Source organism: Aromatoleum evansii (genome assembly GCF_045689615.1).
Lineage (GTDB): Bacteria > Pseudomonadota > Gammaproteobacteria > Burkholderiales > Rhodocyclaceae > Aromatoleum > Aromatoleum evansii.
Genome location: NZ_CP141259.1, coordinates 2055352 through 2068110, shown reverse-complemented (window position 1 = coordinate 2068110; position 12759 = coordinate 2055352). Strand labels below are relative to the sequence as shown.

Genomic DNA, 12759 nt, shown 5'->3' with positions numbered 1-12759 from the left:
GTCATGCAGACCTTGCCATACGACTACTGCCGGTGCATGGGTGAAAACTGTGCCCGCAAATCCGAATGCCTGCGGCACGCCGCGGTAACCGACATGGACCGGAATACGCCGTGGGCAGGCCGGTACTGCCGAGAGGTGGGCAGGGAGTCGGAAGGGTTCATCGCCATCAGCGAGGAGGAACAGCAGAAATGAACCGCCGCCTCTCCCACATGCTCAACCGCCGCGACGAATCCCGGCAGGCTCGTCTGCAGAACATCCAGCACGGCCGCCACATGATCGGCCAGTACGACGAGATCGAGATGCTCGAGCGCACGGCCGTCGACGCCTTCCGGTTTAGCTACGCTCGCGGCGGGCACTGGAATGTCCTGTCCGACAGCCGCAATGTCCTGATGCTGGCCGCCTGCCACAAGATCGAGACCTCCACGGTGAAGGCGGATCACGAAGCCGTGCGCGAGGTCACGCGGATCGCGCTGGAAGCGCTGAAGTCCATCCGCGACCGCGAGCAGAAAACCGGCAAGTTCGGGTGCAATGCCGCCGAGCTGAACGCCCTGCATGCGCTGGTCGAGACGAGTCGCGACTTCTGGAACAGGCAGCCGGCGGAACTCTTCCAGAACGCTCTCGACGCGAACGCCAAGGTCACGAAGGACCTTGTGCGCGAACGGAGGACGCAGGGATGACCGCCCCGCCGATCAAGAGCAAGTCGCTGAAGAACTGCCGTGCCAAGCGGCGCTATGCGGACGAACTCGCGGCACGAGCAGCCGGAATGGATGCCATACACCGGTATCATAACGCGCCGCGCCTCTACGTCTATCAGTGCCACCACTGCCATGGTTGGCACCTGACCCGCCGCGCGAAGCATACGCCGGCGGTGCTCGAGAACAATCCGATTGCGGAGGCGGCATGAAGCGCGACCTCTTCACCCTCCAACTGCTCCCCGACGAGCTGATCATCGACAACTTCGCCGGTGGTGGCGGCACGTCGACCGGCCTCGAAGCCGCCTTCGGCCGCCCCGTCGATATCGCGATCAACCACGATCCGGAAGCGCTCGCGATGCACGCGGCGAACCACCCACACACGAAGCACCTGTGCGAATCGGTGTGGGATGTGAATCCGCGCGAGATCACCGGGCCGGTCGGCCTGGTGTGGCTGTCGCCGGACTGCAAGCACTTCAGCAAGGCCAAGGGCGGGAAGCCGGTCGAGAAGCGCATCCGCGGCCTCGCGTGGATCGCCCTGCGCTGGGCAGCCGTGAAGCGCCCGCGCGTGATCATGCTGGAGAACGTCGAGGAGTTCACGACGTGGGGCCCGCTGGTAGAGCAGCCGGACGGGACGATGCGCCCTTGCCCGAAGCGCAAGGGCCGCGAGTTCGCGTCCTTCACGAACGCCCTGCGCCGTCAAGGCTACGCGGTGGATTGGCGCGAGCTGCGCGCCTGCGACTTCGGCGCGCCGACGATCCGCAAACGCTTTTTCATGATTGCGCGCCGCGATGGGCTGCCGATCCGCTGGCCCGAGCCGACGCACGGGCACCCGCACAGCCGGGAGGTGCTCGCGGGCCATCGTAAGCCGTGGCGGACCGCCGCCGAGTGCATCGACTGGACGATCCCCTGCCCGTCGATTTTCGAGCGCTCCCGACCGCTCGCGGATGCGACGCTGCGCCGGATCGCGAAGGGCATCATGCGCTACGTCGTGGAGGCCGCCGAGCCGTTCATCGTGAATACCCGGAATGGCGAACGCACTGGCCAAGCGCCGAGAACGCGCAGCGCAGGTGAGCCGTTCTGGACCGTCACGGCGCAGGGCTCCCAGCATGCTCTCGTCGCGCCGGTGCTGACGGAATGTGCGAATGCATCCTCGCCGCGATCGATGCCTGCGGACGAACCGCTGCGCACGATCTGCGCCGAAACGAAGGGCGGACACCACGCGCTCGTCGCGGCCTTCATGGCGAAGCACTACGGGGGCGTCGTCGGGCATTCGCTGCACGGCGAGCCGCTGCATACCGTGACCAGCCAGGATCACAACGCACTCGTCGCCTCGCACCTGGTGAAGCTGCGCGGGACCAGCAGCACGGCCGGCACCGACGAGCCTTTGCACACGATCAGCGCAGGCGGGATGCACCACGCTGAGGTCCGCGCCTTCCTCGTGAAGTATTACGGCACCGATCAGGATCCTCGCCTGGAGGAGCCGCTCCACACAGTGACGACGAAGGACCGCTATGGCCTCGTCACCGTCGCCGGCGAGCAATACGAGATCGCGGACATCGGCATGCGGATGCTCACCCCGCGCGAACTGTTCCGCGCACAGGGCTTCCCCGAGCACTACATCATCGGCGACGACCCGACGCAGGGCCTGAGCCTCACCAAGTCGGCCCAGGTGCGGATGTGCGGCAACTCGGTTTGCCCTCCGGTCGCTCAGGCGCTGGTCGCTGCGAACTTCGAGCACGAGAAGGCGTGGAGGATTCAAGCATGACCGCAACACCCATCACCACCGTCAAGCGCATCTACGTCGATCTCCCGACCGCCGCCGAGGCCGTCTCGCTGTCGCCCACGACGGTGCAGGAACTCGTCCGGCAGAAGCTGTTCCCGGAGCCGCGCCAGCTGTCCGGCCGCCGCGTCGGATGGCTCCTGCGTGAGATCGAGGAATGGGCCGAAAGCCGGCCGACGTCGACGTTGTTGCCGCCGCCGAATACGGGGGCGAAGAAGCCGCGGAAGGTGGCTGCTTGAGTTTCTACGGAGTGACGATGACAAACGACGAAATCGAAGCACTCGCGCGCAGGGAATGCTGGCGATACAAGAAAAGCGGCGACCCGCATCACAGCGACACCTACACGTTCAACACTCTCACGCTGCGCGAATTCGCACGAAAACTCGCGGCTGAACGCCTGGACGTTTGCAAGGAGGCGGCGACAGTACTGCGCATTGAGGCGGCTTCACTGCGGCAATGCCACACGCTCAACGGAGAGTGGGGCGAAGACGAGCAGGAAGCGCGCGAGGAGTACGAGAGGATGGTGGCACTGGCAGACCGGCTTGCGCAGCCGACATCGCCTGCCAACGCCGGCCATGAGCGGACCCCAACTGCGTAGCAGTTGTGGGTCCGCTCGATGAACTTGTTCGCCGGCATGCCCGGCAGTTGAGGAGAAACACGATGTTTGGAACGAAGAAGCGCAACGCGGTTGAACTGGGCGACAAGGTGCGGGATGCCGTGACCGGATTTCAGGGGATCGCAGTGGCGAAAACGGAGTGGCTGAACGGCTGCATGCGAATCACGGTTCAGCCGCCGATCGACAAGGACGGCAAGGTTCCGGAGAGCTACACGTTTGATGAGCCGCAGCTCGTGCGCGTCGAAGCCGAGGTGGTTCCGGCTGGCTCGCGCGAGACGGGAGGCCCCGCACCGAACCCGGTGCAGCACCGTGGGCCGACCCGGTGACGGCGAACAACCAAGTTGAGGGGCGCCGATAGGCGTCCCGCTCGAATGACGAGTTGGGCGTTTGCCCGAAGGAGAGAACGATGGAACTTTGCTACAGCGTCAATGAAGAGGAATTCAACCTCACCAGCGTCGGGGACGTGTTCGATACGCTTGAGGACGAAGGGCGCATGGAAGAGGGCGCCGTCTATTACGAGGCCGACTGCCGGCGCATGCAGGCCAGCGACGTGGTTTCGGTTGAACAGCTACTCGAAGACATGGGCGAGAGGCTGTACGAAGAGGTTGGCGAGATTGCCGACGACTACCCGGCGGTGACGCCCGAGGCGAAGGCGGAACTGAAAGAGTTTCTGCATGCGTGGGTGGAGAAGCATGCGGACCCCAGCCAATACTGGCTTGTGGTCGGGAAGCATCGCGAGAAGCTCGTGACCGCCGACGACCTGACGCCCAACTCCAATTAACAGAGAGAAATCGTCGGTTAACGTTCCACTGCGACCCCTGAGCCCTTGCCATGCTTGAAACCATCGAACGAAACGCGACACCCGCCGCGGCGGCACAGCAGCCCGGTCTGATGGCTCACGTGCGCGAGACGCTCCGGGTGAACCGCTACGCCCTTTCGACCGAGCGAAACTACTGCCACTGGATCTGGCGGTTCATCCTCTTCCACGGTAAGCGCTCACCTCGCGAGATGGGCGCCGCTGAGGTGGAATCCTTCCTGTCACACCTCGCAACCGCGGAGAACGTGAGCGCGAAGACCCAGAATCAGGCACTGCACGCGGTCTTGTTTCTCTACAAACGCGTGCTCGGGATCGATCTACCGTGGATCGATGGCATCACCCGCGCTCGCGAAAGCAAGCGCATCCCGGTCGTGCTCACTCAACGGGAGACACAGGCCCTACTCCGCCATGTGCATGGCACGTCCGGGACAATCATCAAGCTGCTGTACGGCACCGGGATGCGGCTGCTCGAAGGCCTGCGCCTACGGATCAAGGATCTCGACCTCGAGCGCCGCGAGATCATCGTGCGCCAGGGCAAGGGCGACAAGGACCGCGTGACGATGATCCCGGCCAGCTTGGTCGAAGAGCTGCGCGACCATCTGCAGGCCCGCCGCATGATGCACGATCGCGACCTCGCCACCGGTCACGCCGATGTCGAACTGCACGACGCCATCCAGCGCAAGTACCCGGCCGCAGCACAGCAATGGGCATGGCAGTACGTGTTCGCCGCTGCGAGCTACAGCACCGACCCGCGCACGGGCGCCTATCGGCGTCACCATGTCGGCGAGTGGGTCATCCAGCGGGCCGTGAAAGCCGCGGCGCAGAAGGCCGGAATCCCGAAACTGGTGCATCCACACACACTTCGACATTCGTTCGCGACTCACCTCCTGGAGAACGGCAGCGATATTCGCACCGTTCAGGAGCTGCTCGGGCACTCCGACGTGAAGACGACAATGATCTATACCCACGTGCTGAACCGCGGCGGACGCGGCACCGTCAGCCCGCTGGATCGGATCGCCTGACGCTACCTACGCGCCAATGTCTCCAGGTGCGCATCCAGCCGTCTGAGCCATTCGACCCGCTCGGCGTCGTAGGAATGCAGGTTGTACGTCCCGACAATTCCCGGCTGCATGTGCCCGATCACCGCCTCGCCGACTTCGTTCGGGCACCCGATCGCCGCCAATATAGTCCGCGCCGTGCGGCGCAGATCGTGCGGCGCCCAATGCGTCACCGGTAGCCGCGGGCGCGGCTCATCCGGCCGCGTGCGGCTATAGGGCTGATGGTGATAGACGGCGACTTGGACCGTCTTCTGCTCCACCGGCTTCACTTCCTTAGTCCTCGCTGGAAACAAGTACCCTGCCCCGTACAGGTCCTTCCGCCGCAGTACAACGGCGCGCGCACGCCCGAAGAGCGGCACGCGCAGATCTGTCGCGTTCTCGTGCCGAGCGTTTTTCGTCTTCGCCTTCGGGCACTGCCACCAGAGGATTCCGTCCGCTTCCTCGCGCAGCTCGCTGCCGCACATGCCGCAGATCTCCGCGCCGCGTGTCGCCGTCCAGAGGTAGAGCGTCAGCACGTCCTCGACGAGCGAAGAGAAGTTCGGCAGCCAGCGAATGATCGCGCCCGTCTCGTCTGCCGTCAGCACCCGCTTCGCCGTGCCGACGTGCTCGCCGTTGATCCTCTTTCCCCTGCTCTTGATCTTGCCGCGCAAGATGAGCCGCCACCAGTTCGCGGCGGTATCCGGGAGCCTCCCGGAATCGATGGCGTAATCCCACGCCGCGCCCAGCTCCGAGCGCAGGTTCTGCGCCTGCACCGGGGCACGCTCGGCAATTGACCGGATGAGGTCGAAAGCCTGGCTACGGGTGATGGTTGCGGCCGGTAGCCTCGCGCACTCTCCGAGCATCGTATCGAACATGCGCCGGATCTCGGTTGCGCCCTTCCGCTGCCGGGTGATCCGAACGTGTCCCGCGAAATAGTCGTTGCACACGTCGAGCACGGTATAGGCATCCGCCGCGGCCTTCTGGCGCGCCGCGTCGGCCTGCCGGCGTTTTTCTGCCCGCGCCTCTTTCGCGGCGAGCGCCGGGTCTTCTCCAGCGTCCCGCGCCTTGCGCAGTCGATCCCACTCCGCGACGGCCAGATGCAGCGACATCGCTGGCCAGTCGCCGAGCTTCGTCTGCCGCATGCGCCCGTCGACGGGGCTCTTGTACCGATAGGTCCACGCCCGGCCGCTCTCCGTGGAGACGATCCGCAGCCCGGGAAATTCAGGGCTGGTAAGATGCTCGCCCGCAGGCAGGAGCTTGATGGCGCGCGCGTCGAAGACCATGATCGGCGTAACTTCGGCTATGACGTTACCGTCCCGGCGTAACCTCGGATTTGGAGGGCCGGCGTAAGGTCGGGTTCTGGAAAGCCGAAAAGCTACGCCAATCTGCCGAGTGTTGGCAAGTTTAGACGAGCGATGCCGCTATTCCGCACAAAGCGGAGAGCCGCGCAGATTCACATACAAAACAACGGGCTAGGCTGTAAATTGACGGCAAAACAAGATGTTACGAGCGGGCGCGAAACGAGTCATACTCCCGTGATGCAGCAATACCTCGGGATCAAGCAGCAGCACCCCGACACGCTGCTTTTCTACCGAATGGGCGACTTCTACGAGCTGTTCTTCGAGGACGCCGAGAAGGCCGCCCGGCTGCTCGACATCACATTGACGACGCGCGGGCAATCCGCGGGGCAGCCGATCAAGATGGCCGGTGTGCCCTTCCACGCGGTCGAGCAATACCTCGCGCGGCTCGTGAAGCTTGGCGAATCGGTCGTGATCGCGGAGCAGGTCGGCGAACCGGGCACGACCAAGGGTCCGATGGAACGCGCGGTCAGCCGCATCGTGACCCCGGGCACGCTCACCGACGCGGCGCTTCTCGACGATCGCTCCGATTCGCTCCTGCTCGCCGCAAACCTGCATCGCGGCGTGCTCGGCCTTGCGTGGCTGAACCTCGCGAACGGCGACCTGCGCGTGATGGAGTGCCCCGCCGAGCAGCTTCAGGCCCAGTTCGAACGCCTGCGCCCCGCCGAGGTGCTGGTGCCCGACGGTCTCGCGCTGCCGCTGGTCGAGGCACTATCGCCGGTGCTGCGCCGCCTTGCCGACTGGCAGTTCGAAGGGGAAACGGGCGAGCGGCTGCTCACCAACCACTTCGGCACGCGCGACCTCACGGGCTTCGGCGTCGAAGACATGCCGGTCGCGCTGGGGGCCGCCGCAGCCCTTTTCGACTACGCGCGCAGCACTCAGCGCCAGAGCCTCGAGCACGTGACCGGCCTCAAGGTCGAACGCGAATCGGAATACCTGCGGCTGGATGCGGCGACACGGCGCAACCTCGAACTCACCGAGACGCTGCGCGGCGAACCCTCGCCCACCCTGCTGTCGCTGCTCGACTCCTGCATCACCAGCATGGGCTCGCGCTGGTTGCGCCACGCCCTGCACCACCCGCTGCGCGACCGTCACCACGCCGCCGCGCGCCACGGCGCCGTCGCCGAGCTGATCGGCAACGACACCGGCGACGCGCGCATGCTCGCGAACGCCCGCCAGGCCCTGCGCGGCGTCGCCGACGTCGACCGCATCACGGCACGCATCGCGCTGCGCAGCGCCCGCCCGCGCGATCTCGCCGCGCTGCGCGACAGCCTCGCGCGCCTGCCCGAACTGCACGACGCGCTCGGCCGTCCGCAGTCCGCCCTCCTCGCCCAACTCGCAAGCGGGCTCGGCGTCCCGGAAGCCGCCCTCGACCTGCTCGTGCGCGCGGTGGCCCCCGAACCTGCTGCGGCGGTGCGCGACGGGGGCGTGATCGCCACCGGCTACGACGCCGAACTCGACGAACTGCGTGGCATCCAGAGCAACTGCGGCGAATTCCTGCTGGCGCTGGAAGCGCGCGAGCGCGAACGCAGCGGCATCGCCAACCTGAAGGTCGAGTTCAACAAGGTGCATGGCTTCTACATCGAAGTCAGCCACGCAAACGCCGCCAAGGTGCCCGACGACTACCGCCGCCGCCAGACGCTCAAGAACGCCGAGCGCTACATCACGCCCGAGCTGAAAGCCTTCGAGGACAAGGCGCTGTCCGCGCAGGAGCGCGCGCTCGCGCGCGAGAAGATGCTCTACGAGGCCCTGCTCGAAGAGCTCGCCGCCCACATCCCGAAACTGCAGCACATCGCCCGCTCGCTCGCCTGCCTCGACGGCCTCGGCGCCTTCGGCGAGGCGGCCGTGCGCTACGGCTACGTCTGCCCGCAGTTCTCGGACCAGCCCGGCATGGACATCGTCGGCGGCCGCCATCCGGTGGTCGAGCGCCAGGTCGAGAACTTCATCGGCAACGACTGCAGCCTCGCCCCGACGCGCCGCATGCTGATGATCACCGGCCCGAACATGGGCGGTAAATCGACCTTCATGCGCCAGGTCGCGCTCATCGCGCTGCTCGCCCACGTCGGCGCCTTCGTGCCCGCGCAGGCCGCGCGCATCGGCCCGCTCGACGCCATCTTCACGCGCATCGGCGCCTCCGACGACCTCGCCTCGGGACGTTCGACCTTCATGGTCGAAATGACCGAGGCGTCCGCGATCCTGCACGGCGCCACCGACCAGAGCCTGGTGCTGATGGACGAGATCGGCCGCGGCACCTCGACCTTCGACGGCCTCGCGCTGGCGTTCGCGATCGCTCGCCATCTGCTCGAAAAGAACCGCTGCCTGACGCTCTTCTCGACCCACTACTTCGAGCTCACGCGCCTCAACGCCGACTACCCCGAGTGCGCGAACGTCCATCTCGACGCGGTCGAGCACGCGCACCGCATCGTCTTCCTGCACGCCGTCGAGGAAGGCCCCGCGAGCCAGAGCTACGGGATCGAGGTCGCGGCGCTGGCCGGCATTCCCGGCTCGGTGATCCGCGACGCCAAGCGCCGCCTGCGCGCACTGGAAAACCGCGAAGTCGGCGCCGGCCCGCAGCCGGACCTCTTCGCCATGCTGCCGGAGCCGGACAACGAGCCGCTGTCGCACCCGGCGCTCACCGCACTGTCGGAGATCGACCCTGACAGCCTCACCCCGCGCGAAGCGCTGGAACAGCTGTACGCGCTGAAGAAGCTGACGGCATGAGCACGCCCATCGACATCAGCGAGGACGGCGGCGTCCGCTACCTGCATTTCGGCTCGGAGTGGGTGCAGGGCGCGATGCGCATCCGCCGCCCCAACGCGCTCGAACTCGCCTACACGCGCGAGATGATGGCGGGGCTGTTGCTGCGCGACGCCGGCGACTGGCCGCGCACCGCGCTCGTGATCGGACTCGGTGCGGCATCCCTCACCCGATTCCTGCATCACCATTGCCCGCAAACCCGCATCCAGGTCATCGAAATCGAACCCCGCGTCGTCGCTGCAGCACGCCAGTTCTTCAAGCTGCCGGAAGAAGACGAGCGGCTCGCGATCCACGTCGGCGACGGCGTGCGCTACGTGATGGAGACGGAGCGGAAATTCGATCTGATCCTCGTCGACGGCTTCGATCGCAATGCCCGCGCCGGCGCGCTGGACACTGCCCCGTTCTACGCGGCGGCCCGTGCACGGCTGTCGGAACAGGGGCTGATGTCCGTGAACCTCTTCGGACGCTCGCGCGGCTTCCGCGCCAGCGTCGAGCGCATCATCACCGCCTTCGACGACCGCGCGATCGCCTTTCCGTCCTGCGACAGCGGCAACGTCGTCGCCTTCGGCGCGGAAGGCGAACGCATCGACATTCCGGTGACCGAACTCCGCGAACGCGCGCAGGCGCTGAAGGAAAAGACCGGCCTCGACCTCGGCCCCACCGTCACCCGGCTCGAGCAGGCCGGAAGCCTGCCGGGCGGGCGCTTGATTCTTTAAGGCCCTTCGCAGGGCGGATGAGCCGAAAGCGTTATCCGCCGCATGATCGGCCGCTCCGACTCAAGCGCTGTCCGGCGGGATGCGCTGCGCTCCTCCCGCCCTAGGGGTCCTGCGAATTCCCCGCCACCATTCAGGCCGCGGGCACTTCCTCGGCCGGCGCCGGTGGAATCCACATGCAGGCGCCCTTGTTGGCCTTGCTGATGTCCTGCAACACCTTGTCGTGCTCGGCGAGTTCGTCGGCCGTGGGACGCAGCACGCGCAGCGGCGGCCGCTCGATCGGGCTGCCGCTCGCGTCGAGGCCGCCCATCGCCGGCTCGTCGTCGAGCAGCATCATCAGGCTTTCCTGCCCGCGGGTCATCGCCAGATAGACCTCGGCCAGCAGTTCCGCGTCGAGCAGCGCGCCGTGCAGGGTACGCGCGGCGTTGTCGATCTCGAAGCGGTCGCACAGCGCGTCGAGCGAAGCCTTCTTGCCCGGATTCTGCTCCTTGGCCATCTTCAGCGTGTCGATCACGCCCGTGCACAGGGCGCCCAGCTTCGGATGCCCCAGCAGCGACAGTTCGTGGTCGAGGAAGCCGACGTCGAAGCTCGCGTTGTGGATCACGAGTTCCGAATCGCGCACGAAATCCATGAAGTCGACCACGATGTCGCGGAACTTCGGCTTGTCGACGAGGAATTCCTCGGTGATGCCGTGCACCGCGATCGCCTCGGCGTCGATCCCCCGTTCCGGGTTGATATAGACGTGATAGTGCCGCCCCGTCAGGTTGCGGTTGAGCAGCTCCACGCAGCCGATCTCGATCACGCGGTCGCCATTGCGCCAGTCGAGTCCGGTGGTTTCCGTATCCAGGACAATCTGTCTCAAGGGTTCATCCCCGGTATTTGCTTCACGCCCTCGCGGGCCGGTCCTTAAGGCGGCAATCAAATACCTCCGTTCGTCCTGAGCCTGTCGAAGGGCTCAGGACGAACGGTATTTGGTCGCCGGTTCAGTAATCAGATCTCGGCAACGGCCTTGCCGCGCGTGCGCACCGCCTCGACGCCGCGCCGCGCGAGCTCGTCCGCGCGCTCGTTCTCCGCGTGCCCCGCGTGGCCGCGCACCCAGATCCACGCCACCTTGTGCCGGCTCGCCGCTTCGTCGAGCGCGCGCCACAGATCCTCGTTCTTCACCGGCTCGCGCGAGGCGGTCTTCCACCCGCGCTTCTTCCAGCCGTGGATCCACTCCGAAATGCCTTTCTGCACGTACTGGCTATCCGTATGCACGCGCGCCGCGACGGGACGCTTGAGCGTCTCCAGCGCACGGATCACGGCGAGCAGTTCCATGCGGTTGTTGGTGGTCTGCGGCTCGCCGCCCCAGATTTCCTTCTCGTGCGGGCCGCTGCGCAGGATCGCGCCCCAGCCGCCGGGGCCGGGATTGCCGCTGCACGCCCCGTCGGTAAATATCTCGACTTCTTCCATTCATTCCACTTTCTGTACGCCGCCCGTCACCTGCCGCCCGCGATGGGTCACCGGTGAAAGGCGCTTTGCCGCGGCGCGCGCATCGCGCCAGTTCGGCGTTATCAGGCGCATTCCCTGCACCCGCTTGATGCCCTGGATGATGTAGGCGCCGCCGCAGATCGGCCACCAGCGATCGCCCGCCTTGTCCATGAAGCCCCAACGTTCCAGCCACTTCGTGCTCGCGAACGCTGGCGCGTAGCAGCCGAAGCTGCCCGCCTGGGTCTCGAAACCGAGCAGCGCCAGCCAGTCCTTCGTGCGCCGCACCGACAGGTACTGCCCCCGCCACGGATAGCTCCCCGAGCGCCGCGCCACCAGACGCCGCAATCCCCACAGGCTCAGGGGATTGAATCCCGCGATGATCACGCTGCCCTCGGGCACCAGCACCCGCTCAACCTCGCGCAGCACCTGGTGCGGATTGCGCGAGAACTCCAGCACGTGCGGCAGCAGCACCAGATCGATGCTCGCCGACGCGAACGGCAAGGCCGCACCTTCGGCGACGACAGCGATGTCGCCCGAGCGCGCGCAATGGAAGCGGAACGGAATACGGTTGCCACGCAGGAAATCATATTCCGGCAATCCGATCTGCACCGCGTTGTAGCCGAAAATGTCGGCTACCATGAGATCGAACTTGGCCTGTTCCCACCGCAGCAGATAACTTCCCTGCGGGGTTTCAAGCCAGTCCGACAGACTGAGGATGGACATGGACGATCAGCACTCAAAAATCCGCAGCGCCGACATTATCCCTCTTCCGGCCTTCCGCGATAACTATATCTGGTTGCTTCGCCACGGCCCCTGCGCCGCCGTCGTGGACCCCGGCGACGCCGCCGTCGTCGAGGCGGCCCTGCAGGCGCACGGCCTGCGGCTCGTCGCGATCCTGCTCACCCATCACCACGACGACCACATCGGTGGCGTGGCCGAACTCGCCGCGCGCCACCACCCCGTGGTGTTCGGTCCCGCCGGCGAGAACATCCCCGGACTCACGCGCCGTGTCGGCGAAGGCGACGAGGTCGCCCTCAATGCGCTGGAGCAGCGCTTCACCGTGCTGGCGATCCCCGGCCATACCACGACTCACATCGCCTACCACGCGCCCGGAATCCTGTTCGCAGGCGACACCCTGTTCAGCGCCGGCTGCGGCCGCCTCTTCGGCGGCACGGCAGCGCAGCTCCACGCCTCGCTGCAGCGCCTGGCGCAGCTACCGGGCGACACTGCGGTCTATGCCGCCCATGAATACACGCTTGCCAACCTCGCCTTCGCGCGGACAGCCGAACCGTCGAACCCGGCGCGCGATGCATGGATCGTCGAATGCGAAGCCCTGCGCGCCGCAGGCCGACCGACGCTGCCCACCAGCATCGCGCGCGAATGCGGTATCAATCCCTTCCTGCGCACCGATTCGCCCGGCGTGATCGACACGGTCACGGCACACAGCGGGCAGCGCCCGGCCAATTCCGCCGAGTGCTTCGCCGCCCTGCGCCGCTGGAAGGACGTGTTCTGAACG

Annotated in this window: 16 protein-coding genes; 12 read left to right on the top strand and 4 right to left on the bottom strand. The window is 66.3% G+C overall.

All coding sequences use genetic code 11. The annotated features are described in order from the left end of the window. Positions 1 to 3 precede the first annotated feature (3 nt). The 9 genes from U5817_RS09475 (at position 4) to U5817_RS09435 (ending at position 4930) form a co-directional block, all read left to right on the top strand. Complete coding sequence (locus U5817_RS09475; RefSeq protein ID WP_407280565.1) at positions 4 to 192, top strand: hypothetical protein; 189 nt, start codon at positions 4 to 6, stop codon at positions 190 to 192. Further along, positions 189 to 677, top strand: coding sequence for a hypothetical protein (locus U5817_RS09470; RefSeq protein ID WP_407280564.1), 489 nt, complete (start codon positions 189 to 191; stop codon positions 675 to 677). Before U5817_RS09475 ends, U5817_RS09470 begins: the two co-directional genes overlap by 4 nt. After that, positions 674 to 904, top strand: coding sequence for a hypothetical protein (locus tag U5817_RS09465; RefSeq protein WP_407280563.1), 231 nt, complete (start codon positions 674 to 676; stop codon positions 902 to 904). The genes U5817_RS09470 and U5817_RS09465 overlap by 4 nt, the downstream gene beginning before the upstream one ends. Continuing rightward, complete coding sequence (locus U5817_RS09460) at positions 901 to 2460, top strand: DNA cytosine methyltransferase (RefSeq protein WP_407280562.1); 1560 nt, start codon at positions 901 to 903, stop codon at positions 2458 to 2460. Before U5817_RS09465 ends, U5817_RS09460 begins: the two co-directional genes overlap by 4 nt. Beyond that, positions 2457 to 2714: a helix-turn-helix transcriptional regulator gene (locus U5817_RS09455; RefSeq protein ID WP_407280561.1), complete on the top strand. Its 258-nt coding sequence runs from the start codon at positions 2457 to 2459 to the stop codon at positions 2712 to 2714. Before U5817_RS09460 ends, U5817_RS09455 begins: the two co-directional genes overlap by 4 nt. Before the next feature lie 17 nt (positions 2715 to 2731). Then, on the top strand, positions 2732 to 3073 hold the full coding sequence (locus U5817_RS09450; protein WP_407280560.1) for a hypothetical protein: 342 nt from the start codon (positions 2732 to 2734) through the stop codon (positions 3071 to 3073). 62 nt (positions 3074 to 3135) lie between these two features. Continuing rightward, the gene (locus U5817_RS09445) at positions 3136 to 3417 is read left to right on the top strand and encodes a hypothetical protein (protein WP_407280559.1); all 282 of its coding nucleotides are present in this window, start codon (positions 3136 to 3138) and stop codon (positions 3415 to 3417) included. Between the two features lie 80 nt (positions 3418 to 3497). Further along, on the top strand, positions 3498 to 3872 hold the full coding sequence (locus U5817_RS09440; protein ID WP_407280558.1) for a hypothetical protein: 375 nt from the start codon (positions 3498 to 3500) through the stop codon (positions 3870 to 3872). A 62-nt stretch (positions 3873 to 3934) separates the two neighbouring features. Beyond that, positions 3935 to 4930 (top strand): integron integrase, encoded by a 996-nt coding sequence (locus U5817_RS09435; RefSeq protein WP_407281046.1) that lies wholly within the window; start codon positions 3935 to 3937, stop codon positions 4928 to 4930. A 2-nt stretch (positions 4931 to 4932) separates the two neighbouring features. Here the strand turns inward: U5817_RS09435 and U5817_RS09430 are convergent, their stop codons facing one another. Beyond that, positions 4933 to 6228, bottom strand: coding sequence for a tyrosine-type recombinase/integrase (locus U5817_RS09430; RefSeq protein ID WP_407280557.1), 1296 nt, complete (start codon positions 6226 to 6228; stop codon positions 4933 to 4935). A gap of 255 nt (positions 6229 to 6483) precedes the next feature. On the opposite strand from U5817_RS09430, the gene mutS reads away from it, so the two are divergent. Together mutS and U5817_RS09420 are read left to right on the top strand one after the other, a co-directional pair. Further along, a complete protein-coding gene (gene mutS / locus U5817_RS09425) occupies positions 6484 to 9024 on the top strand; it encodes a DNA mismatch repair protein MutS (protein WP_407281044.1) in 2541 nt (846 codons plus the stop codon). Next, entirely contained in the window at positions 9021 to 9776 is a 756-nt protein-coding gene (locus U5817_RS09420) for a fused MFS/spermidine synthase (RefSeq protein WP_407280556.1), read from the top strand. The genes mutS and U5817_RS09420 overlap by 4 nt, the downstream gene beginning before the upstream one ends. Before the next feature lie 130 nt (positions 9777 to 9906). On the opposite strand, the gene dnaQ is transcribed toward U5817_RS09420, so the two are convergent. The 3 genes from dnaQ to U5817_RS09405 form a co-directional block, all read right to left on the bottom strand. Further along, positions 9907 to 10635 (bottom strand): DNA polymerase III subunit epsilon, encoded by a 729-nt coding sequence (dnaQ, locus tag U5817_RS09415; RefSeq protein ID WP_407280555.1) that lies wholly within the window; start codon positions 10633 to 10635, stop codon positions 9907 to 9909. A gap of 128 nt (positions 10636 to 10763) precedes the next feature. Further along, a complete protein-coding gene (gene rnhA / locus U5817_RS09410) occupies positions 10764 to 11225 on the bottom strand; it encodes a ribonuclease HI (RefSeq protein ID WP_169131280.1) in 462 nt (153 codons plus the stop codon). Continuing rightward, complete coding sequence (locus U5817_RS09405; protein ID WP_169131282.1) at positions 11226 to 11966, bottom strand: class I SAM-dependent methyltransferase; 741 nt, start codon at positions 11964 to 11966, stop codon at positions 11226 to 11228. On the opposite strand from U5817_RS09405, the gene gloB reads away from it, so the two are divergent. Then, positions 11965 to 12756, top strand: coding sequence for a hydroxyacylglutathione hydrolase (gene gloB, locus U5817_RS09400; protein WP_407280554.1), 792 nt, complete (start codon positions 11965 to 11967; stop codon positions 12754 to 12756). The two genes, U5817_RS09405 and gloB, sit on opposite strands and share 2 nt — an antisense overlap. The last annotated feature ends 3 nt before the right edge of the window (positions 12757 to 12759 follow it).